Consider the following 16,873-nt stretch of genomic DNA (forward strand, 5'->3'; position numbering starts at 1 on the left):
CGATGTTGAAGGTCATTTAGCACCTAACGTCAATTTACGAACCACATTCTGAATTTGCGAAGGATTTCAGATCGGGTGTGACGCAATTTATAGAAATCTCTTAAAACGGACAATGGGGCCACACCCGATACCAAGCAATGCGTGTGATTGGGTTCATTGCCGCGATTGTTCCGGATGGAAAGGCATGGAGCGGTCGGCACCGTCCCGCGCGCCGACGCCGCTCGCATCGATATGAGCGTGCACGGCGCGCGTCGTCGCGCTCTTGCGGACCGAAAAGTAACAGACCATCACAAACACTTATCCGGTTCGGTTTGCGGTGAAAACATACGCTCACTGACTACGCGAATTTCGCTGCACGTCACCTGATCCAGGTCCTCCAGGGCCCGTTCCTTTCCGGGATGCGGCCAATGGAAGATCAGCCATTGCGGTTAAAAGGAGTTGCAATGTTGATTGCGGTCCTATCAAGGAATCCCGAGATAGTTGCCAGTGCCAGAGCCATTGCCGAGATGGACGCGGATGTTCAAATTATTGAAGCGCGTCGCGCATCCGATTTGATCCGGCGTATGACCACGCGTGCCGCGATTGACCTCGTCATTGTGGATGCGGAGCGCGAATTCGAAAGCGCCGAGATCATTGCATCGTGGCGTGCGTGTCACTCAAGAATGGATTTCGCGGTGGTGCTGGTCGGCAGAATGGTCGGATGGCGCAACATGGCGCGAGCGTTCGAATTGGGGGTCGACGATATCGTCGTCGGCAATCTTCAGTTAGACGAACTGTATATCAGGAGCATGCGGTGTATTGAGCGGACGCGGCGGCATCGTACCGCGCTGCGTTCGAGGGTGCAGTTGGGGGCCTATACCCTCGATCCGCGCACGCAGTGCATCGCAGGTAGCGATGCCAGCGTGCAACTGACGGGGCAGGAGTTCGCATTGGCTTCGTTGTTCTTCTCGAAGCCGGGCGTTCTGTTTAGCAGGGAACGCATCGCCGCGACCATTTGGGGCCGCGCGGGGCAGGATTGCGATCGTACGCTCGAGCAGGCGGTTTCGCGGTTGCGCACCAAGTTGCAGAGGCTGCCGGACAGCGGGTTGCAAATCAAGGCGGTCTATGCGCAGGGCTATAAGCTGGCGGTGTCGGTCCGGCCTGAAGCAATGGCGGAGCCGCGCCGCGACGTGGCCGATCGGCCCGCCGCGCGGCTGTCCGGTCGCGGTATGAAGGCGCGGTGCGCTAAACGGCCTTTACTGGCGGATGTGCTGCGCTGGTCGGCAAAGGGGGATGAATTCGCGGTGCGGCCTTCGCGGAGTGCTTGAGTTGTTGGGGGGCGGACGCCCTCCAACACGGTGGATGGTATGAGAAGCGATCGATGCGCGAGAGTCCGGTTTGGACGTGCGCGCCGATATTGGACAGTGCTGGTGTGTCCTTGCGTGGGGATATCGCTTTGCCTCCACGCAAGGACAATCAGGATGCCTTTATTTACCGCTACTGATAGCGTCGCGCGTCAAAGTGGTCGCCGTCAACGCGGCGAAGAGACTCAACGGCGATCAGTTGGCTTCGCGAGGTGAGGAATGGCATCGTCTGCAGGGCTATTGCTATACCGTTGTCCCACCTACCGCACTGGCCGAGTTTCGTGCATTAGTGAGCGTTCCCGCTTGGTGATTTCGATTCGTCAAGTAAGCGCCCACGAGCGAGAGTACTAACGCTGCCGCTGAGGTCGTCCATGCTATGTCTGTGGCTTTTTCCAAGGCAACGACCGTAGGCTCAAGATTACTCGATTGGGGCGCAAGCCTTACGCCCCCCGCCGCTGTTTGCAGGAGTGCGGCTATCGCGCCAACCGTAAGACCCGTTACCTGGGAGATCTGCTGCAATAGTTCTGATTTCGAGTACTCAGCGAGACTCCGCGTCTCAATGGCCTCATGGAGAGCCGTCAATGCGGCTATAGAAGCGGCTGTCCAGGTTACGCCTTCGGCGAGAGCCGTGGCTTCCTTCGCTGTATTAAGCACCGCGCTTGAGGCGAACCCGAGGGCACCCGCGATCGTTTCCAAGGCGCCGGCCCAAAACCCCGACCCATACCGCCCCTCCAGCGCGTGTTTAGCCATTGTTGACACTCCACTGCCCATCCAAGCCCCCGAGCTAGCCATGCCCGCAGTCTTCGAGATATCAGGAAGAAATGCTCCTGTGGTGGCCAGAGCGGCGGCACCTGCTTGTAACGTTCTCGCCGCACTGTCTAAGGTTGTGCGTGTCTTGTTGCGAGACGTGAGGGGACCCATCGAGGCATCAGGTTGCCGATGGCCTGTCCTTGGGTGAGAACTCGTCGGCGGCGCGCTTGGGGTAGACGGTGGATTGGTAGGTGGCTCGTGGATCGATGTTGTACTCCTGTGGCTGTGTACGCTTTGCACCATGACGTATTTCCTTTGACTCACAATAAAGACGCGATAGCGTCGTTGCCGTCATTAGGCCCAACCGGCCAGATTGAATCTGGCACCTCTCCGAAAAAACACATGTCTGCAGCGAAAACATTCCCCAAAACTCCGTATTCCCATGACTGATATCTCGTAGTACGACATAAAAACAAAATAAAAACGATAATTTTTCCAATCAACCGATTAATCCGATTCGTCGACGACTTTACACACGACCTCGTCATTTCGCGATTCACCCGTCATCCGCGTCGCTAGCCAAAAATTTCGGATACGGAATTATTTTTTCCCATCCACTAGCCTCTCGCGACGTGAAGTCCCGTACTTTCTGCTGGCCTCGCTGAAGTGAGCTCTTCCTGAGTGATCCATCGCCACGCAGCTAGCGCCACGTCGAAAGGCAACTGGCAACGCAACGCAACGCAACGCAACGCTTCCGTCATGAGCGACCCCCTACTCGTTCAATCGATCATCGTTCTGCTGCTTTGCGCCACTCCGCTTGAGGCCGCGCGCGCCGACTGTTTCGACGATGCCGCCGCGTACCACCATGTCAACGCGGATGTGTTGCGCGCGATCGCCTGGAACGAATCGCACAACCAGCCCGATGCGCGACACCAGAACACCAATGGCACAACCGACTACGGCGTGATGCAGATCAACTCCATTCACCTCGATGGGTTGGCAAGCTACGACGTCGATGCCCATGTGCTGATGCAGCCATGCAAGAACGTGTACGTCGCCGCCTGGTATCTGAGGCATCAGATGGATCGCTACGGCAATACGTGGGCCGCCGTAGGCAGTTACCACTCGTCGACGCCGAAATTGCGCGATGCGTACGCGAAGCGGATCCAGTCGATTCTGGAACGCTGGCAGCGCATCGCTGATGATGTTCAGCCGGCCGCTCCGGTCAGCCGGAAATAGTCACGCACACCGCGGACGTCACGCAGCGCAAACGGAACGGGCGTTACCCGCGACAAACCGATTACAAAGGGAGAGATATCGATGACTGCGATGAAAATCGTCAGCAAGCTCGCGCAGCATGTGGCGCAGGCGTTGGAACAACAAACAGCAAGCGCGCGCCGTGTCGCCATGAGCGTGCCGCAGCGCGGCATGGACGCGCGACTGCTTGCGTTGACAAACATGCGCGCGCCGATGGCAATGCCCAAGCCCGAGTCCGCGCGTATGCCGAGGCCGTTGCCTATGCCGCCCGTTGCGCGATTTACCTCGCCACCTTTGAGCCTCTACCCCGCGCATGTCGCGAGCTTGCTTCCCGCGTTCAACGCAAGCATGACATCGCACAATCCGCTTCCAGCCGGTCCCCCTTCTTTCCCAGGACAAAGTCCATTCAATCGGCAGGCAATCGCATCACCGCCGGCGACGGATCCATCTCCGCTGATGCACCGGCCAATCACGGCTCAAACGCCGTGGCCTGCGCGGCCGGCGCACGAGGCGGAACCACTCGATGCGGCGGAAGAGGAAACGCATCTGCAACAGGCGCTGCGGCTGAGCCTTGAATGCCAGCCGGACCGTCCTCATGCCGCGACAGTCGCGCAGCCGCAAGTCGACACGTCGCACGCCACGGTGGCAAAGAAAAAGAATTCCGTAGACGCATTTCTGGAGGACATCATGACGAATCCCCCGCCGCCGCAACGGCTCGAAGGTGCCACGAAATTCGAGCAATTACCGGACGATATACGGCAAGCGTACGGCGACAACGAATTCCTGTACTTGCAGGAATTGACAATAACGCACACCTCCACTTCACATATCGAGGAGGTGCTGAAGCGCCATTCGATGCGACTCGTGAAAAACGACGGCACAACCATGCGGCTTGGCAAAAGCAAGGTTGCGAACGACGACATGAGGGCACGAAACAATTGCTTGCTGATTTCGCTGCTGCAACACGTGACGGGCAATTACACGCGTACGCACGACAGGATCGCTCACCAGTACCGTTTAGCGCTCGCTTCGCTAGCGCACAACCCGTTGGGGCGTGACGAAAAAGTCTCCGCGAGTAACCACGCGGTGAGCACACTGGTGGACTGGATCAACAACAGGTCTGACTTCAGCCGGAAGCTGCAGGTTTCGGTCGTCACCCAGATCGGAGACCAGGTGTTTATCGACAAAATTCCGCCCAGAAAAGATCACGACAAGAAGGATGCAGTCGGCACGGCGTTCGAAGACTCGCAGCTGCATAAAGTTGTCATCGTCGATTGCGGTACACATTTTGAGGCTGTCTGTCATGAGTGATTTCCGTATTCCCAATTTGAACGGCGCGGAACCGCATTCCACCGTTGAGCCGGGCGCTCCGACCAACGTTGCGCCTTCGCGCGCACAGTCACTGCGAGACGACTCGAGCGAATTGCCCCGCCGTGCAGCGTCGGCTTCGTCGCCCTTCGTAGCCGGCAGCAGCCGCCGCCCAATGAGACCGCCGCCGCCTTCGCGTGTTTCCGCGGACCAGCAACAACATCCGGCACAGGCACGCGCCGACAACCAACCTTTACCAGAAATCGTTCGGCCACTCTCGGCTCCGCCGCAGCTCCTAAACCCGGGGGGGCCTGCGCCCAGACCGGAGTTGCCGCAAGTTCAGAACATTGCTCTTGCTGAGGCGCGGATGAAGCTGGACGCGGAAATGGCGCGGATGCAGGTCCTGGCGAAGGGCTTCAAGAATGCAGTCGAATTGACGCGCCAATAATGACGAAGCCCTGAATTGGGATAGGGTCGCTCAATCAGGCTGACCGACCCTATCTGATATCAACTGAACCGGCATGCGAGTCCGCATCACGCGGCTCGATCAATAGAACGGGTGAAAACCGGGGTACGCCAATCCGGCGCAAAACAAACGGCCGGCATCGCCGGCCCCGTACAACACGAGCAGCGCCCGCACCATGCGGGCGCCCCTCTAACCCGCACTCACTAAACAGCCGGCGAAGGCTGCGGTTGTTCGTTGTATTGGTTGGCAATCTCGTCCTTGATCTTGCCTCCGGCCTCGTCTTCCGCCTCGTCCTTCACGCCGGATCCTACCGCCTTCGTGATGACCGACTTGCTGATCCCCGAATCGACGGCGTGCTCGACCCCGCCTTCGATACCCTTCACGATCGCACCGCCGGCGCCCGGGGCAACGAACGCGCTGACGACGCCGGCGGCCGTGCTGAGTCCGGCTTCCTTCTCGGCGTTGATGATGTCCGCCTTGCTACCGCCGCCGGCCGCGACCGACGCGACGTTCAGCTGACCGGAGATGGCCGCGGCCCCCGCCGACGCAGCCTTGAAGATAATGCCGATACCCGGAATCTCGCCGAGTGCGCTAAAGACCGTCCCGATTACATCGAGGATCTTCGAGAACACCTTCAGCAAGCCCTCCGCGAACTTCAACAGCCCGCCGCCCTTCGACTTCTTTTCTTCCGGCTGATCCAGCGTACCATCGCGCATGGTCTGAACCTCCGCGGCCTCTTCCGGCGTGGCAGGTGCATGCGATGCAGGCACGGTCGCGACGTTCTTGTTCTGCAGATTCGCGTTGAACTTGTCGAAATCCTTCGAAGATATTTTCCCATCATCCGCAGCGTAAATCGGGTTCCCCGCATGGCCATGCAACGCGTTGTCCAGCATGCCGAACAACATCGGATCGTCCAGCATCTGCTGCGCGGCCTTGCGCACGTCGTCGCTCTGTGAAGTGTCGGCAGCGATACTCTTCAGCTTGTCTCGCGTCAGATTCCCACCTCCAAAGAATGCGTCCCGGTTACTCTGGATCGTGTCGATCGTGTCTTTCTCGTCCTGGTTAAGCTGCACTTTCTGCGCAATCACATTTTCGAGGCTGCTGCGCTTGATGCTGCCGCTCGGTCCGGCCACGTCCTGCCATTGCGAAGGATTCTTCAGGAAGTACTCGGCCGCCGCGATCACCTGCGGCGGGCACTTCCCTTCGCCACCCGTGCCATCCACGATATTCTGCAGGTCCTGCTTGCTGATGTTCTTCGGCAAGTAGTCCGAGTAGCGGTACAGTTCGCGCATCGCGTCGTTCTGTGTCATCGGCCGGGGCTGCGGGTCGTCATCCGTGTCATCGGACGGGATATAGTCGTTCACATACAACTCCGCTTGCGCTTCGTTGTACTGCTTCAGTTCCGGATGCGATTTCACGAGGTTCGTGATGTCCTTGCCCGAGAATTTGCCGTCTATCTTGCCGTTCTGTCCGGCGTCGAGCTTGGCGACCAGCGACGGATCCGACTGCAGCTGCTGTAGCGCCGCCTTCAGATCCGGCGGCGTGTTCGGGTCGTCGATCTTCGACTGGATATCCTTGGTTTTCAGGCTGATATCGCCTTCATGCCGGCCGAGCACCGACAGCGTCTGCAGTTGCTGGTCGGACAGCGGCGTGTCCTTGTCGGTGGCGACAAACTTCGCGAAGTCATTGGCATTGGCAAGATCGTCCTTGCCGCCCAACGCGCTCTTGAACTGATCGCCGTTCGCAAGCATTTCGCGCGCCGCGGCCTGCAACTCGGGCGACGCGCCCGCGCCGACCCCTGTGCCGTTGGCGATCTGCTGCAGTTCGTCCGGGCCGACGCACTTGCCGCCCTGCATCGACGGATCGGTGCTCATCCAGTTGTACAGCGTCTGCGCGGCCTGACCGAAGCTCGGTGGCGCGGTGTTGGCGCTCGCGCCGTCGCTGCCGTCGCTACCGCTGGTGCCGTCGCCGCTCGTGGTGCTGACCGGCGGATTGACACCGTCTGCGGGCTGACCGCTGCCCGGCGCGGTTGCCGAGGGGTCGCTCTTCAGCGCGGTCAGCGCCTTGTACAGAATGCCGTTGAGCGAATCCGGCGGTGCGTTCGCGTCCACGCCAGGAATGTTCACGCTGGTCGAGCCCGAAGGATCGGGCGCGCCGGCAGGCAACGGCGTACTCGTTGCGCCGGCGGGCGTGCTTGCCGAAGGCGACGCCGGTGCGCCCGGCGTGGTGGCGGGAGTCGTCGCCGAACTCGTCGGCGTGAGCACTGTTCCGATCGTGAAGTGCGTGGCGCTGGCGGCGGCCAGCGTTGGGTTCGCTTCGCTGTATGCGGGCGGTACGCTCGCTTCGTCGTATGCGGGCGGTGGGTTCGCTTCGTCGTATGTGGGCGGCGCGGGATTCGCAGCGGCGAATACATGCAAGCTGCCCGCGTCGACCGGCGAGAGCGTCGAGGTTGCCGGCGCACCGGCGGCGGGCAGGCTCGCTGCGTCGGCGGCCAGCGGCACGCTGAGGCCGCCGGTGGCGGGCTGAGCCGGAAGCGCGGCCGCCAACACGCGCACGCTTGCCGTCACCGGCGTGTTGCCCGCATCGACAGACGAAGGCACGAGCGCTGGCATGGCAGGGGTCGCAGCCGATGTCAGCGTCGCTGCTGCCGCAAGCGTTGCGGAAGTGGCGAGCGTCGCTGCGGTTGGAACCATCGCGGGTGTAGCGAGTGTCGCCCCTGTCGGAACCGTCGCGAGCGCCGCTGCTGCCGGAAGCATCGCGGATGTAGCGAGTGTCGCCGCTATTGGAAGCATCGCGGCTGCGCCGGGCGTCGCAGGCTGGGCCGGCAGCGCGACGCCCGCCGCGGGCGTGGACAGCGATGCGTACGCGAGCGCGGGCGCTGCGCCCGGTGCGAGCGGAAGCGCCGCGCCGGATACAGGCATCCCCGCGGACAACATGTTTTTGGCTGCCGGAGACGGCAGGCCGTCGACGATCTCGTCGGCGAGGTGTCCCGCGGACGACGGATCGTCGACTGTGCCCTCGCTGGGTAGCGCGCCGCTGGCTTTAGCGTCGGCTACCGGCGGGGCGATGGTTGCGTTCATGATCATGCATGACCTCCCGTCACAAGTGGAAAGCAAATCGAATAGGCAGCCTGATCGGGCCGCATCGGGCCAAAGAGGCGTAGCCATTCTGGGCAACCTGGCGAGGTTTCGTCTGCATGCCGTACGAAATGTTGGGCCCACTCCCGAACGACACGCATGTGGCCCCGCGTCGCCTCCGCGCGCGGCTTCGAATATTTCGCAAAAGAAGCACGAATTTCGTTGCAGGCCGGTGAGGCCTCGCGCGTCGGGAGGTAGGCTCTGCCGCATCGCCCACCCACTTCAGCGAACGCCATGAAAGTCCCTTCTCATTCTTCGCCGCCGCCTGCCTCGTCGCATGGTTCGAGCAACCCGCCGGGCCCTACGCCGCATGGGCCACCCCCCACCAAGCCGCCGCCAGGCAACTCGGACCTGCCCGACCCGTCGTCGACGTCGCCGCAAGACGGAGCGTCGAGTGGCGATGCCCTCCAGCAGATCCTCGGCGCGATGTTTAGCATGACGACGCAGTACATTCAGAAGGCCAACAACAACTACCAGGAAATGAGGAAGGACGACGACGACGATGACGACAGCTGACACACGCATCGGGCGTGCGGCCGTTTCCGGCCGCACGCCCGCGCGTCATTGCGCCGCTGCGATAGCGTTAGCGTTAGTGGCCTCGGCCTCGGCCTTGGCCGCGGCGTTGCCGTTGGCCTCAGCCGGCCCACCGGCCGTCGGCACGACGATGCGCGGCGTCAGCAGGAACAACCGCTGGAACTTCTGCCCGGATTTGTTCTTGTGCCGAAACAACGCGCCCAGCACCGGGATCTTCGACAGCACCGGTATGCCGGTCTGCATGTTGTCGCTCTGATCGACCGAGTAGCCGGCGATCAGCAGACTCTCTCCCTGCGCGATCAGCGCCTGCGTGTCGATCGTGCTATTGGTCACGACCGGCAGATTGCCGACCGTCTGCCCCGTCAGTTGACCGTCTTCGATGTGTACGTTCAGGCGAATGCTGGTTGCGTCGTCGTGGCGCACGATCATCGGCAGCACGCGCAGCGACACCCCTGCCGAGATGCTGTACAGATCCGCCGACTGGTAGCCGGCCACCGGCACGTAGAAGGTCTGCTTGTTGTCGATGATCGCTTCGACATTGTCGAGCGTCGCCACCTTCGGCGTCGCATTGAGCACCGCCTGATCGGTCTGCTGCAGCGCGCTCACCCGTGTCAGCAGGAACCGGCCCGCGTTGCCGAGTACCGCGGTGAACACGCCGCCTGCCGGCGTCGTCGGAATCGCGCTCAAGCTTGACGACGTGTTGCCGTTCGACAGATCGGGAAAGCCGTTCGGATTCAGCGATGCGGACGGCGACGCCTGCACGCTCTGACCGTTGCCGGTCTCGAAGTCGACGCTGCCGCTATGCAGGCGCCAGTCGACGCCGATCTGCTCGAGCGCGTTATCGGTGATCTCGATGATGCTTGCGTCGATTTCGACGACCGCGGGCCGCACGTCGAGCGAGCGGATCAACGACTCGAACGACGCCATCCGGTCCGGATAGTCGCGAACCAGCACCGAATTGGTCCGCGGGTCAGGCTGGATGGTCGGCTCGTCGCCGGGCGCCACATCGACCTCGCGCGACCCGTGATCGTCATATGCCGTATCGGGCGTGGCCGCGCGATTGTCGTTGGGCAGCGGCGCGTTGCGCTGCGCCGGCCGGTCACCACCGCCGCCGCCACCGCCCAGCAGGCCGGGCAAGCCGGCCGTCCAGTTCGCGCCGGCAGCGGGCGCGTAGCTCGCGCGCTGTATCTTGCCGTCGGTCGCGCCGCTCGGATCACCGACGCTGCGCAGGCGCCGCGAACTGCTTTGCGGCGCGGTCTGCGATCCGCCGGGCGCGGCGCCCGCATAAAGACTATGCAGGATAGTCGCGACGCCGCGGATCGTGATCGACTGGCCGTCGACCGTCACCGTGTGGTCGGTCGCCCACGCGTACTGCAGCGGAAACAGCCGAACCACCTGGTGACGCTGCGCGTCCTGACTATTGCGGTCGACGAGGTTCGCCACGTCCTGGATCAGTTCGACATAGCGCGGCGGCCCGGACACGATCACGGTCCGCGTGAGGTCGTCGTAGCGCAGCGGAAAGCGTGCATCCGCAAGATCGAGGCGCTCGAGCGCGCGGCGCAGGTCCGCGTTGGTCGCGAGCTGCAGGCCGATGGTGACGGTCTTCAGCTCGTCGGTATCGTAGACGCGCAGCGTCGCGCCGTCGTAGTACCAGACGAGACCGAAGGTCGACGCCATCCGGTCGAGCAGTTGCTGCGGCTTCATTTCGAAACGGCCGCTGACATTGCCCTGCACTTTCGCCGAGATCCAGATCGGCACCCCGGATGCCGAGCTCATTTCGCGCAGCACGTCGTGCAAATCCTTGTGATCGGCCACATAGTTGATCACATCGGTGCGCCACGGCACCGCTGCGGCGCAGACCGCGGCGCTCGCGCCGACGGCCGCCGCGGCGGCCACCGCCAGCACGGCACACCGCATCGACGCGCGGCGCGAATCGCGTGCCGCGCGTGGCAGTGGAAGGGTCGGTTTAGCCATCGATGGTCTTCGTCGGAGATTCGTCAAAATATCGGCGGTAGCTCTTGGTCAGCGCGGAGCGGCTCGTCATGCCCCAGCGGTGCGCGGTTTCGAGCACGGTCGCATTCGAGCCGGTCTCGTCCGTCAGCTCGTCGCGAATGCCTTCCATCCGCACGCGGCGAATCACTTCACCGGGCGTCATGCCGAGGCAGCGCTTGAAGACGATCTGCAACGCGCGCTCGGTAACGTCGATGCAGGCCGCCACCTCGCGGGTGGTCAGCGCGCGGTTGCCGATGTTTTCGATGATGTACCAGTAAGCGCGCCGGTATTTGGCCGGCAGGCGCGCGGACACGTCGTCGCCGCGCGTTTGCGTGGCGGCCGTGCGGCACGGGTCGAGCATGCGCCACGTCAGCGCCTCGGAACGCAGCCGATGCAGCGCCTCATGCGAATAGGTCGTGTACTGCGTAAACGCCTCGAGCATTTCGCCGCGCATTGCCGCGATTTTCGCGCTCGCGTACAGCAGATCCAGGTCGACGTAAGGCGTCGCCTTGCCCCCCGGCTGCCGCGCGCCGATCGCATTGAACAGGTGCTCCGCGGCCGTCGCGAAACCACCCGCCAGTGCGGCCAGCAGCGCCTCGATCCGCATGCGCCGTAACACGTCGCCGATGCCCTGCTGGCGCGATTCGTCGATCAGTTCACCGAGCCGCCGCAGCGCGCCGGCGTCGCCGCCGGCGGTCGTCGCGAGTGCGGCGAGGTACTCGACCTGGCGCTGGATGAGCGGCGGCGCATCGTGCAGTTGCCCCGCCGTGCGAACGGACGGCGCCGCCGGATCCGACGCGCCGCGCGCGACGATCGGTGCGCCGCTCGCATACGCGGTGCGCCAGAACACATGATCGGCGAGCGTGCCGGTCGTGCGCACGCCGGTCTGGACCTGCAGGTCGAGGCTCAACAGTTCGGTGGCGAGCCCCCACAGCTTGTCGTCGGCGTCGGCCGCGAACTGGCGCGCATGGTCGAGCGCCTGAGCGGCCGATTGCTGCTGGCCGAGGCCGTGGTCGGTCAGGGTCAGCCCGATGCATGCCTCCACGCGTTGCGCCGGTGTCGCGTCGCGGTCGCGGGCGATGCGCAGGAAGCAGTTGCGCGCGACGCGGAAGCGGTCACGCCTGAGCGCCTGCCACCCGGCATTGCGGCACGACAGCATGCGCAACGCCTGATCCGAGTCGCGGCAGGTACGCAAGGCGCGGGCGTAGTACTGCTCGGCTTCCTCGTCGAAGCCGAGCAGCGACATCACGTCGGACATCGCCAGGATACGCGGATCGCCTTCCCGCAACTGCCGCGCGGACCCGTCGGCCACGCCGGCGACCGCGGCGTGCGCATCGTGCCAGCGCCCGTCAAGCAGTGCCGTGGCGTAGCGCGGCACGCTGCCGCGCAACGAAATGCCTGAAGCCAGAGCAAAATAGATGTCGGTAATCATAAGCGCCGTTTCTCCTGAAAGAGGCGCCGGCTGGCGTGATGTGCCGCCGGTGTCCGGTACAGCGCCAAGATATCGATTCGATCGGGCTCAATGCTCACGAAAGCTGACGCGAATCCTCACGCATTTGCTCGCGAGCGGCGCACAGGAGAAGCACGGGGACGCGCGGTCGAGCACTGCGCAGCGCAGCGAGCGGCCGCCTGTCGTCGGCGGCACGGGCACCCACCCGCGTTGTGAACAAGCGGGCGCTAGCGCGGCGGAGCATGCGCGATGAAGCCCGACAGGGCCGACTGGAGGTTGCTCAGATGCAGCAGTTCGCGCACCTGATTCGCGACGGTCGCGGTGATCGCGATCAGCACGAGCAGCGCCAGCGCTCCCTTCAGCGGTTGCGCGAGCGACGTCGGTTCGAGCTTACTGGCCGCGCGCGAAACGATGCCCAGTCCGACATCGACGAGCACGAGCGCAAGCATGACCGGCGCGCACATTTTCGTGGCGGCGGCGAGAATGTCGTCGCCCTCGCGAATCAGCAGATCCGCCGCCGCCGTGTGCAGGTCGGGCACGAATGCCAGCAGCGGCCACCAGCGGTACGACTGGAACAACACGCCGAGCAGCACGATCAGCCCGCCGGACGCATAGAAAAGCGTCACCGTCAGTTGTAGCAGCAACGTTCCGACCGGCGTGTTCTGCAGGCCCGCCTGAGGGTTTTGCATCTGCACGTTGTTGAATCCCGCCAGATCGTCGATCAGCGTGCCGACGCTTTGCGCGATCCAGAAGAAGGACGACGCCACGTACCCGATCACCAGTCCGATAAACGCCTCCTTGCACACCAGCATCAGCATTTGCGGGGTGTTCAACGCTTCGAGCGGCGCGGGGTCCTGCCCGCACGCGATGAAGGCCGTCAGCAGGCAAACGATGCCGCTGCGCACCATGCCGGGAATCATCGGCGCGGTGGTAGCCGGAAGCACCTGCAATACGACCAGCACACGGATGCCGTACAGCGAAATGATGAACAGCAGCGAATGCAGGGTCGTGAACAGCGCGACCAGCGAATCCGCCTGGGGAGTCAGCGCCTGCATCGGATCACACGCCCTCGAACGCTTGCGCTGCGTCGTCCTGCGCACGCGCCGCCGCCATCGCACGATGCCGCCGCGCGGCGGCGACCTCGCCGGCTTCGTCGTCGGCGAGCGCCTCCTCGCGCGCGGCTAGTTGGTCGAGCTGCTTCTGGTACAGCTTGCGGCACGCGGCAAGCGAAGCATCGAGCGCGGCAAGCTGCCGCTGCGCGGCGCCGAGCCGCGAACGGCAATCCTGCTCCTTCAGCACCGCGGCGCTCAACGCGCTATCGGCCGCCTGCACACGCTCGTCACATGTCTTCAGATGATGGCGATGGCGCAGATACCGTTCAGGCGCGAGCGCGGCGGGCTCCGCCAGCAGATCGGCAAGTTCGCGCTGTGCGTCGGCGCGCTGCGCGGCCTGCGTCTGCTGTTCGCCGTGCGCCTGCGCGGTCGCTTGCACCTGTGCGGCGAGTTCCTGACGGCGCGCGTCGAGTTCGGTCTGCGCGCGCGATTGCGCGCGTTCCTTGACCGACAGTATCGTGCGCCATGCGCGCAAGCGTGTTTGCATATCAGCTCCCGTAAGATGCGGCGTCGCCGGCGAACGCGCGGACCAGCTCAGCGGTTTGCGCCGCGTCCGCGCACTCCGACGTGCGTTGGCTCAAAAACGACTCCAGCCATTCGCGGTTGGCGATCGCCTCGTCGGTCAGCGGATCGGCGCCGCTCCGATACTCGCCGACCTGCAACAGCGTCTCGACTTCCGCGTAGCGCGCCATCAGTTTGCGCATCTTCGACGCGCCGGCCAGATGCACGTCGTTGACCACGAGCGGCATCACGCGGCTCAGGCTATTGAGGATATCGATGGCCGGATAGCGGTTGCGCGCCGCGATCTCGCGCGACAGGATCAGGTGGCCGTCGAGAATGCCGCGCACTTCCTCGGTGACCGGGTCGCTGCCCGACTCGTCCTCGGCGAGCACCGTATAGAGCGCGGTGATCGATCCCCGGTCGCTCATGCCGGCGCGCTCCAGCAGCCGCGGCAATTCGGCGAAGATCGACGGCGGGAAACCGCGCCGCGTCGGCGGCTCGCCCGCGGCGAGGCCGATTTCGCGCTGCGCGCGCGCAAAACGCGTGAGCGAATCCATCATCAGCAGCACGCGCATGCCCTGGTCGCGGAAATATTCGGCGACTGCGGTGCCGACGTAAGCCGCCTTCGCGCGCTCGATCGACGAGCGGTCGGACGTCGCGCAGACCACCACGGTGCGGGCCATGCCGCTTTCGCCGAGTATCAGCTCGATGAACTCGCGCACCTCGCGGCCACGCTCGCCGATCAGCACGATCACGTTGATATCACAGGCCGTGCCGCGCGCAAGCATGCCGAGCAGCGTGCTCTTGCCGACGCCTGCGGCAGCGAAGATACCGAGTCGCTGCCCTTCGCCGAGCGTCATCAGACCGTCGATCGCACGCACACCGGTCGCGAGCGGCGCGTCGATCATCTTGCGGCGCATCGGGTCGGGCGCCGCCGCGTAGACCGGTGCGTGGGTCTCGGCGGCAATCGGTCCACGGCCGTCGATCGGCTGGCCGAGCCCGTCGATCACGCGCCCGAGCAGCGCCGGACCGACCGGTACAGCAAGCGCCTGGCCGCTGCCGGTCACGCGCGTGGTACGCGACAGGCCGACCGTCTGGCTGAACGGCGCCAGCAACACCAGGTTGCGGCTAAACCCCACCACTTCCGCCTGCTGCAGCACCCGGCCGCGCACGTCGGACAGCGTGCAGATCTCGCCGAGCGACGCGTCGATACCGCCGACCTTCAGCAGCGTGCCCGCGACCTCGACGAGCTTGCCCGTGCGCGCGACCGCGCCAAGCCCGTTGAGCGAATGGTCGAGCCGCGCCGCGAGTCCGGCGACGTCGACCGGCACGCCGTTGGGAACCCCGTTGGGAACCCTGTCAGGAACCCCGGCCGCGTCAGGGTACGCGTTCATTGCGCATCCTCCGCGAATAAGGGTTCGTCGGCGGCGCCGGTATGCGCGTCCAGGTCGGCGAATGCATGCCGTGTGTCGTGTTCCGGTGCGTGCGTGACGAACGCCGTGTCAGCGTCGAGGGACGTCGCGCCGGCTGCGACCGGCGGCGCGGGTTCATCGCGGGTGGATAGCTCGGCTGCTGCGCTGTGTTGCGGATCGCCCGCCTGCACGACACGGCCAGCGTCCTCCTGCGCCGCCGCGGCGAACCCACGGCGAATCGCCGCCAGCTGCGCGTCGAGTCCCGCGTCCAGCACGCCGTAATCCCACTCGCAGCGGCAATCGCCAGGGTTCAGTTGCGGATCGCAGACGACCTCATAGCCGCCGGTCCAGCCCGCTTCGCGCGATGCCGCTTCCAGCATCGCGTTTGCGAGTTCAGCGTCGGTCGGATGCACGCTGAGACAGACATACGCTTGCGCGTCGATCACGCGCTGCAGCGTCATGCGCGTGCGTGCAAAAAGCGCGGCACGATCCGTCTCGAGTACCACTTGCTCGGCGGCCCGCATCACCGTGGCCGCGAGCCGCGCGTGCGCGCGCCGGAGCCCTTCGCGCTCGCTGCGCATCTGGCTTTGCAGCGCGCGATGCACGTCGTCGAGCGCCGCGCGCAGGCCGGCATCGTAGCCGGTCGCCTCATCGGCGGCGCGCCGCTGCGCGCTCTCCTCGTCGAGCTGTCGCGCATTCAGGCGAGCCTCGTCGAGGATTGTCTGCGCGTGCGCTTGCGCCGCGTTCACGCGGGCCTCGCACGCTTCGTGCGCACGCGCATACGCGTCGTGCAGTTGCAACGCGCAGGCGAACGCTTCGGCGCGCAGCACGCCATCGGTTACGGCCACCGCCAGTTGCGGCTTAGGCGGCTGATTCGGATCGAGCCAGATAATCATGACAATGTCGGTATCAGCGATAACAGTCGGGTGATAAAGCGTTCGCCTTCGGCCGCGGACGGTAAATCGTCGGCGGCGGGCGGTTGCGGCGGATCGGACGGCAGGCCATCCAGCCTGCACTGGATCAACTGCGCGAGCGCCGCCGAACGCAGCGTGTCTTCGCGGCGCAGGCGCCACAAGCCGTCCTGCGCAAGCGCGCGCGGCGCAAGGCTGGCCGGCAGCGGCAGCACGGTTTCGCCATCGCTGCCCGCCCAGTCGACGAGCGCGTCGAACGCTTCGACGCCGAGCGCGGCGCGCATCCGTTCCAGTTGCGTCCGGGCGATACAGCGACGCACAGCCGAGCGCCGCGCATACAGCGAACGCAGGATCAGCGTGCGGCGCAGCGTATCGAGATCGGCCACGCCGATGCGTTCGCCGCGCCGCAGGAACACCGCCGCATCGGGCGCCGGCCCGGACAGCAGCGCGTCCCTGAACCACGGCCACGCCGCTGCGCCGCAACCGCGCGCGCCACCGACCTGAACCAGCGGAAGCGCGCGACAGTCGACCAGCGTCTTCAGACACGCTTCATAGCGGCGCAACGCATCGAGCGCTGCGCCCCAGTGCGCGTCGGGCGCGGCGCACGTCATGACGCCGCCTGCCGGGTGGCGCGCTCGCCCTGGCCCGCGCCGGCCGGCGCGCGCCGCCCTTCACGCAGGAGCGGCAGCCACCGGTGGCG

Annotated in this window: 12 protein-coding genes; 4 read left to right on the forward strand and 8 right to left on the reverse strand. The window is 64.6% G+C overall.

Going from position 1 to position 16,873, the window contains the following annotated elements:
* The first annotated feature begins 443 nt into the window (after positions 1-443).
* The 3 genes from HV796_RS33590 (at position 444) to HV796_RS33600 (ending at position 4,661) form a co-directional block, all read left to right on the forward strand.
* Positions 444-1,307 carry a response regulator transcription factor gene (locus HV796_RS33590; RefSeq protein WP_175232204.1) on the forward strand — a complete coding sequence of 288 codons (864 nt, stop codon included), beginning with the start codon at positions 444-446 and terminating at the stop codon, positions 1,305-1,307.
* Positions 1,308-2,852: 1,545 nt separating this feature from the next.
* Complete coding sequence (locus HV796_RS33595; protein ID WP_175232205.1) at positions 2,853-3,332, forward strand: lytic transglycosylase domain-containing protein; 480 nt, start codon at positions 2,853-2,855, stop codon at positions 3,330-3,332.
* A gap of 660 nt (positions 3,333-3,992) precedes the next feature.
* Positions 3,993-4,661 (forward strand): hypothetical protein, encoded by a 669-nt coding sequence (locus tag HV796_RS33600; RefSeq protein ID WP_175232206.1) that lies wholly within the window; start codon positions 3,993-3,995, stop codon positions 4,659-4,661.
* 666 nt (positions 4,662-5,327) lie between these two features.
* On the opposite strand, the gene HV796_RS33605 is transcribed toward HV796_RS33600, so the two are convergent.
* The gene (locus HV796_RS33605) at positions 5,328-8,210 is read right to left on the reverse strand and encodes an HrpF/NolX family T3SS translocon protein (RefSeq protein ID WP_217478060.1); all 2,883 of its coding nucleotides are present in this window, start codon (positions 8,208-8,210) and stop codon (positions 5,328-5,330) included.
* 285 nt (positions 8,211-8,495) lie between these two features.
* Here HV796_RS33605 and HV796_RS33610 point away from each other — a divergent pair, with 285 nt between their 5' ends.
* Positions 8,496-8,777 carry a hypothetical protein gene (locus HV796_RS33610; RefSeq protein WP_175232208.1) on the forward strand — a complete coding sequence of 94 codons (282 nt, stop codon included), beginning with the start codon at positions 8,496-8,498 and terminating at the stop codon, positions 8,775-8,777.
* 45 nt (positions 8,778-8,822) lie between these two features.
* Here the strand turns inward: HV796_RS33610 and sctC are convergent, their stop codons facing one another.
* The 7 genes from sctC to HV796_RS33645 all read right to left on the reverse strand — a co-directional run bounded on the left by sctC (position 8,823) and on the right by HV796_RS33645 (position 16,784).
* Positions 8,823-10,769, reverse strand: a complete 1,947-nt coding sequence (gene sctC, locus HV796_RS33615; RefSeq protein WP_246356176.1) for a type III secretion system outer membrane ring subunit SctC — start codon at positions 10,767-10,769, stop codon at positions 8,823-8,825.
* Positions 10,762-12,219 carry a helix-turn-helix transcriptional regulator gene (locus HV796_RS33620; RefSeq protein ID WP_175232209.1) on the reverse strand — a complete coding sequence of 486 codons (1,458 nt, stop codon included), beginning with the start codon at positions 12,217-12,219 and terminating at the stop codon, positions 10,762-10,764. The genes sctC and HV796_RS33620 overlap by 8 nt, the downstream gene beginning before the upstream one ends.
* 245 nt (positions 12,220-12,464) lie before the next feature.
* Positions 12,465-13,292, reverse strand: a complete 828-nt coding sequence (gene sctT / locus HV796_RS33625) for a type III secretion system export apparatus subunit SctT (protein WP_175232210.1) — start codon at positions 13,290-13,292, stop codon at positions 12,465-12,467.
* Between the two features lie 4 nt (positions 13,293-13,296).
* Entirely contained in the window at positions 13,297-13,836 is a 540-nt protein-coding gene (locus HV796_RS33630; protein ID WP_175232211.1) for a hypothetical protein, read from the reverse strand.
* 1 nt (position 13,837) lies between these two features.
* On the reverse strand, positions 13,838-15,244 hold the full coding sequence (gene sctN, locus HV796_RS33635) for a type III secretion system ATPase SctN (RefSeq protein ID WP_175232212.1): 1,407 nt from the start codon (positions 15,242-15,244) through the stop codon (positions 13,838-13,840).
* Positions 15,241-16,158 carry a type III secretion system stator protein SctL gene (gene sctL, locus HV796_RS33640; RefSeq protein ID WP_175232213.1) on the reverse strand — a complete coding sequence of 306 codons (918 nt, stop codon included), beginning with the start codon at positions 16,156-16,158 and terminating at the stop codon, positions 15,241-15,243. The genes sctN and sctL overlap by 4 nt, the downstream gene beginning before the upstream one ends.
* The gene (locus HV796_RS33645; RefSeq protein ID WP_175232214.1) at positions 16,155-16,784 is read right to left on the reverse strand and encodes a type III secretion protein HrpB4; all 630 of its coding nucleotides are present in this window, start codon (positions 16,782-16,784) and stop codon (positions 16,155-16,157) included. Before HV796_RS33645 ends, sctL begins: the two co-directional genes overlap by 4 nt.
* Positions 16,785-16,873: the final 89 nt, after the last annotated feature.

The sequence above is a fragment of the Paraburkholderia humisilvae genome, assembly GCF_902859855.1.
GTDB classification, from domain to species: Bacteria; Pseudomonadota; Gammaproteobacteria; order Burkholderiales; family Burkholderiaceae; genus Paraburkholderia; species Paraburkholderia humisilvae.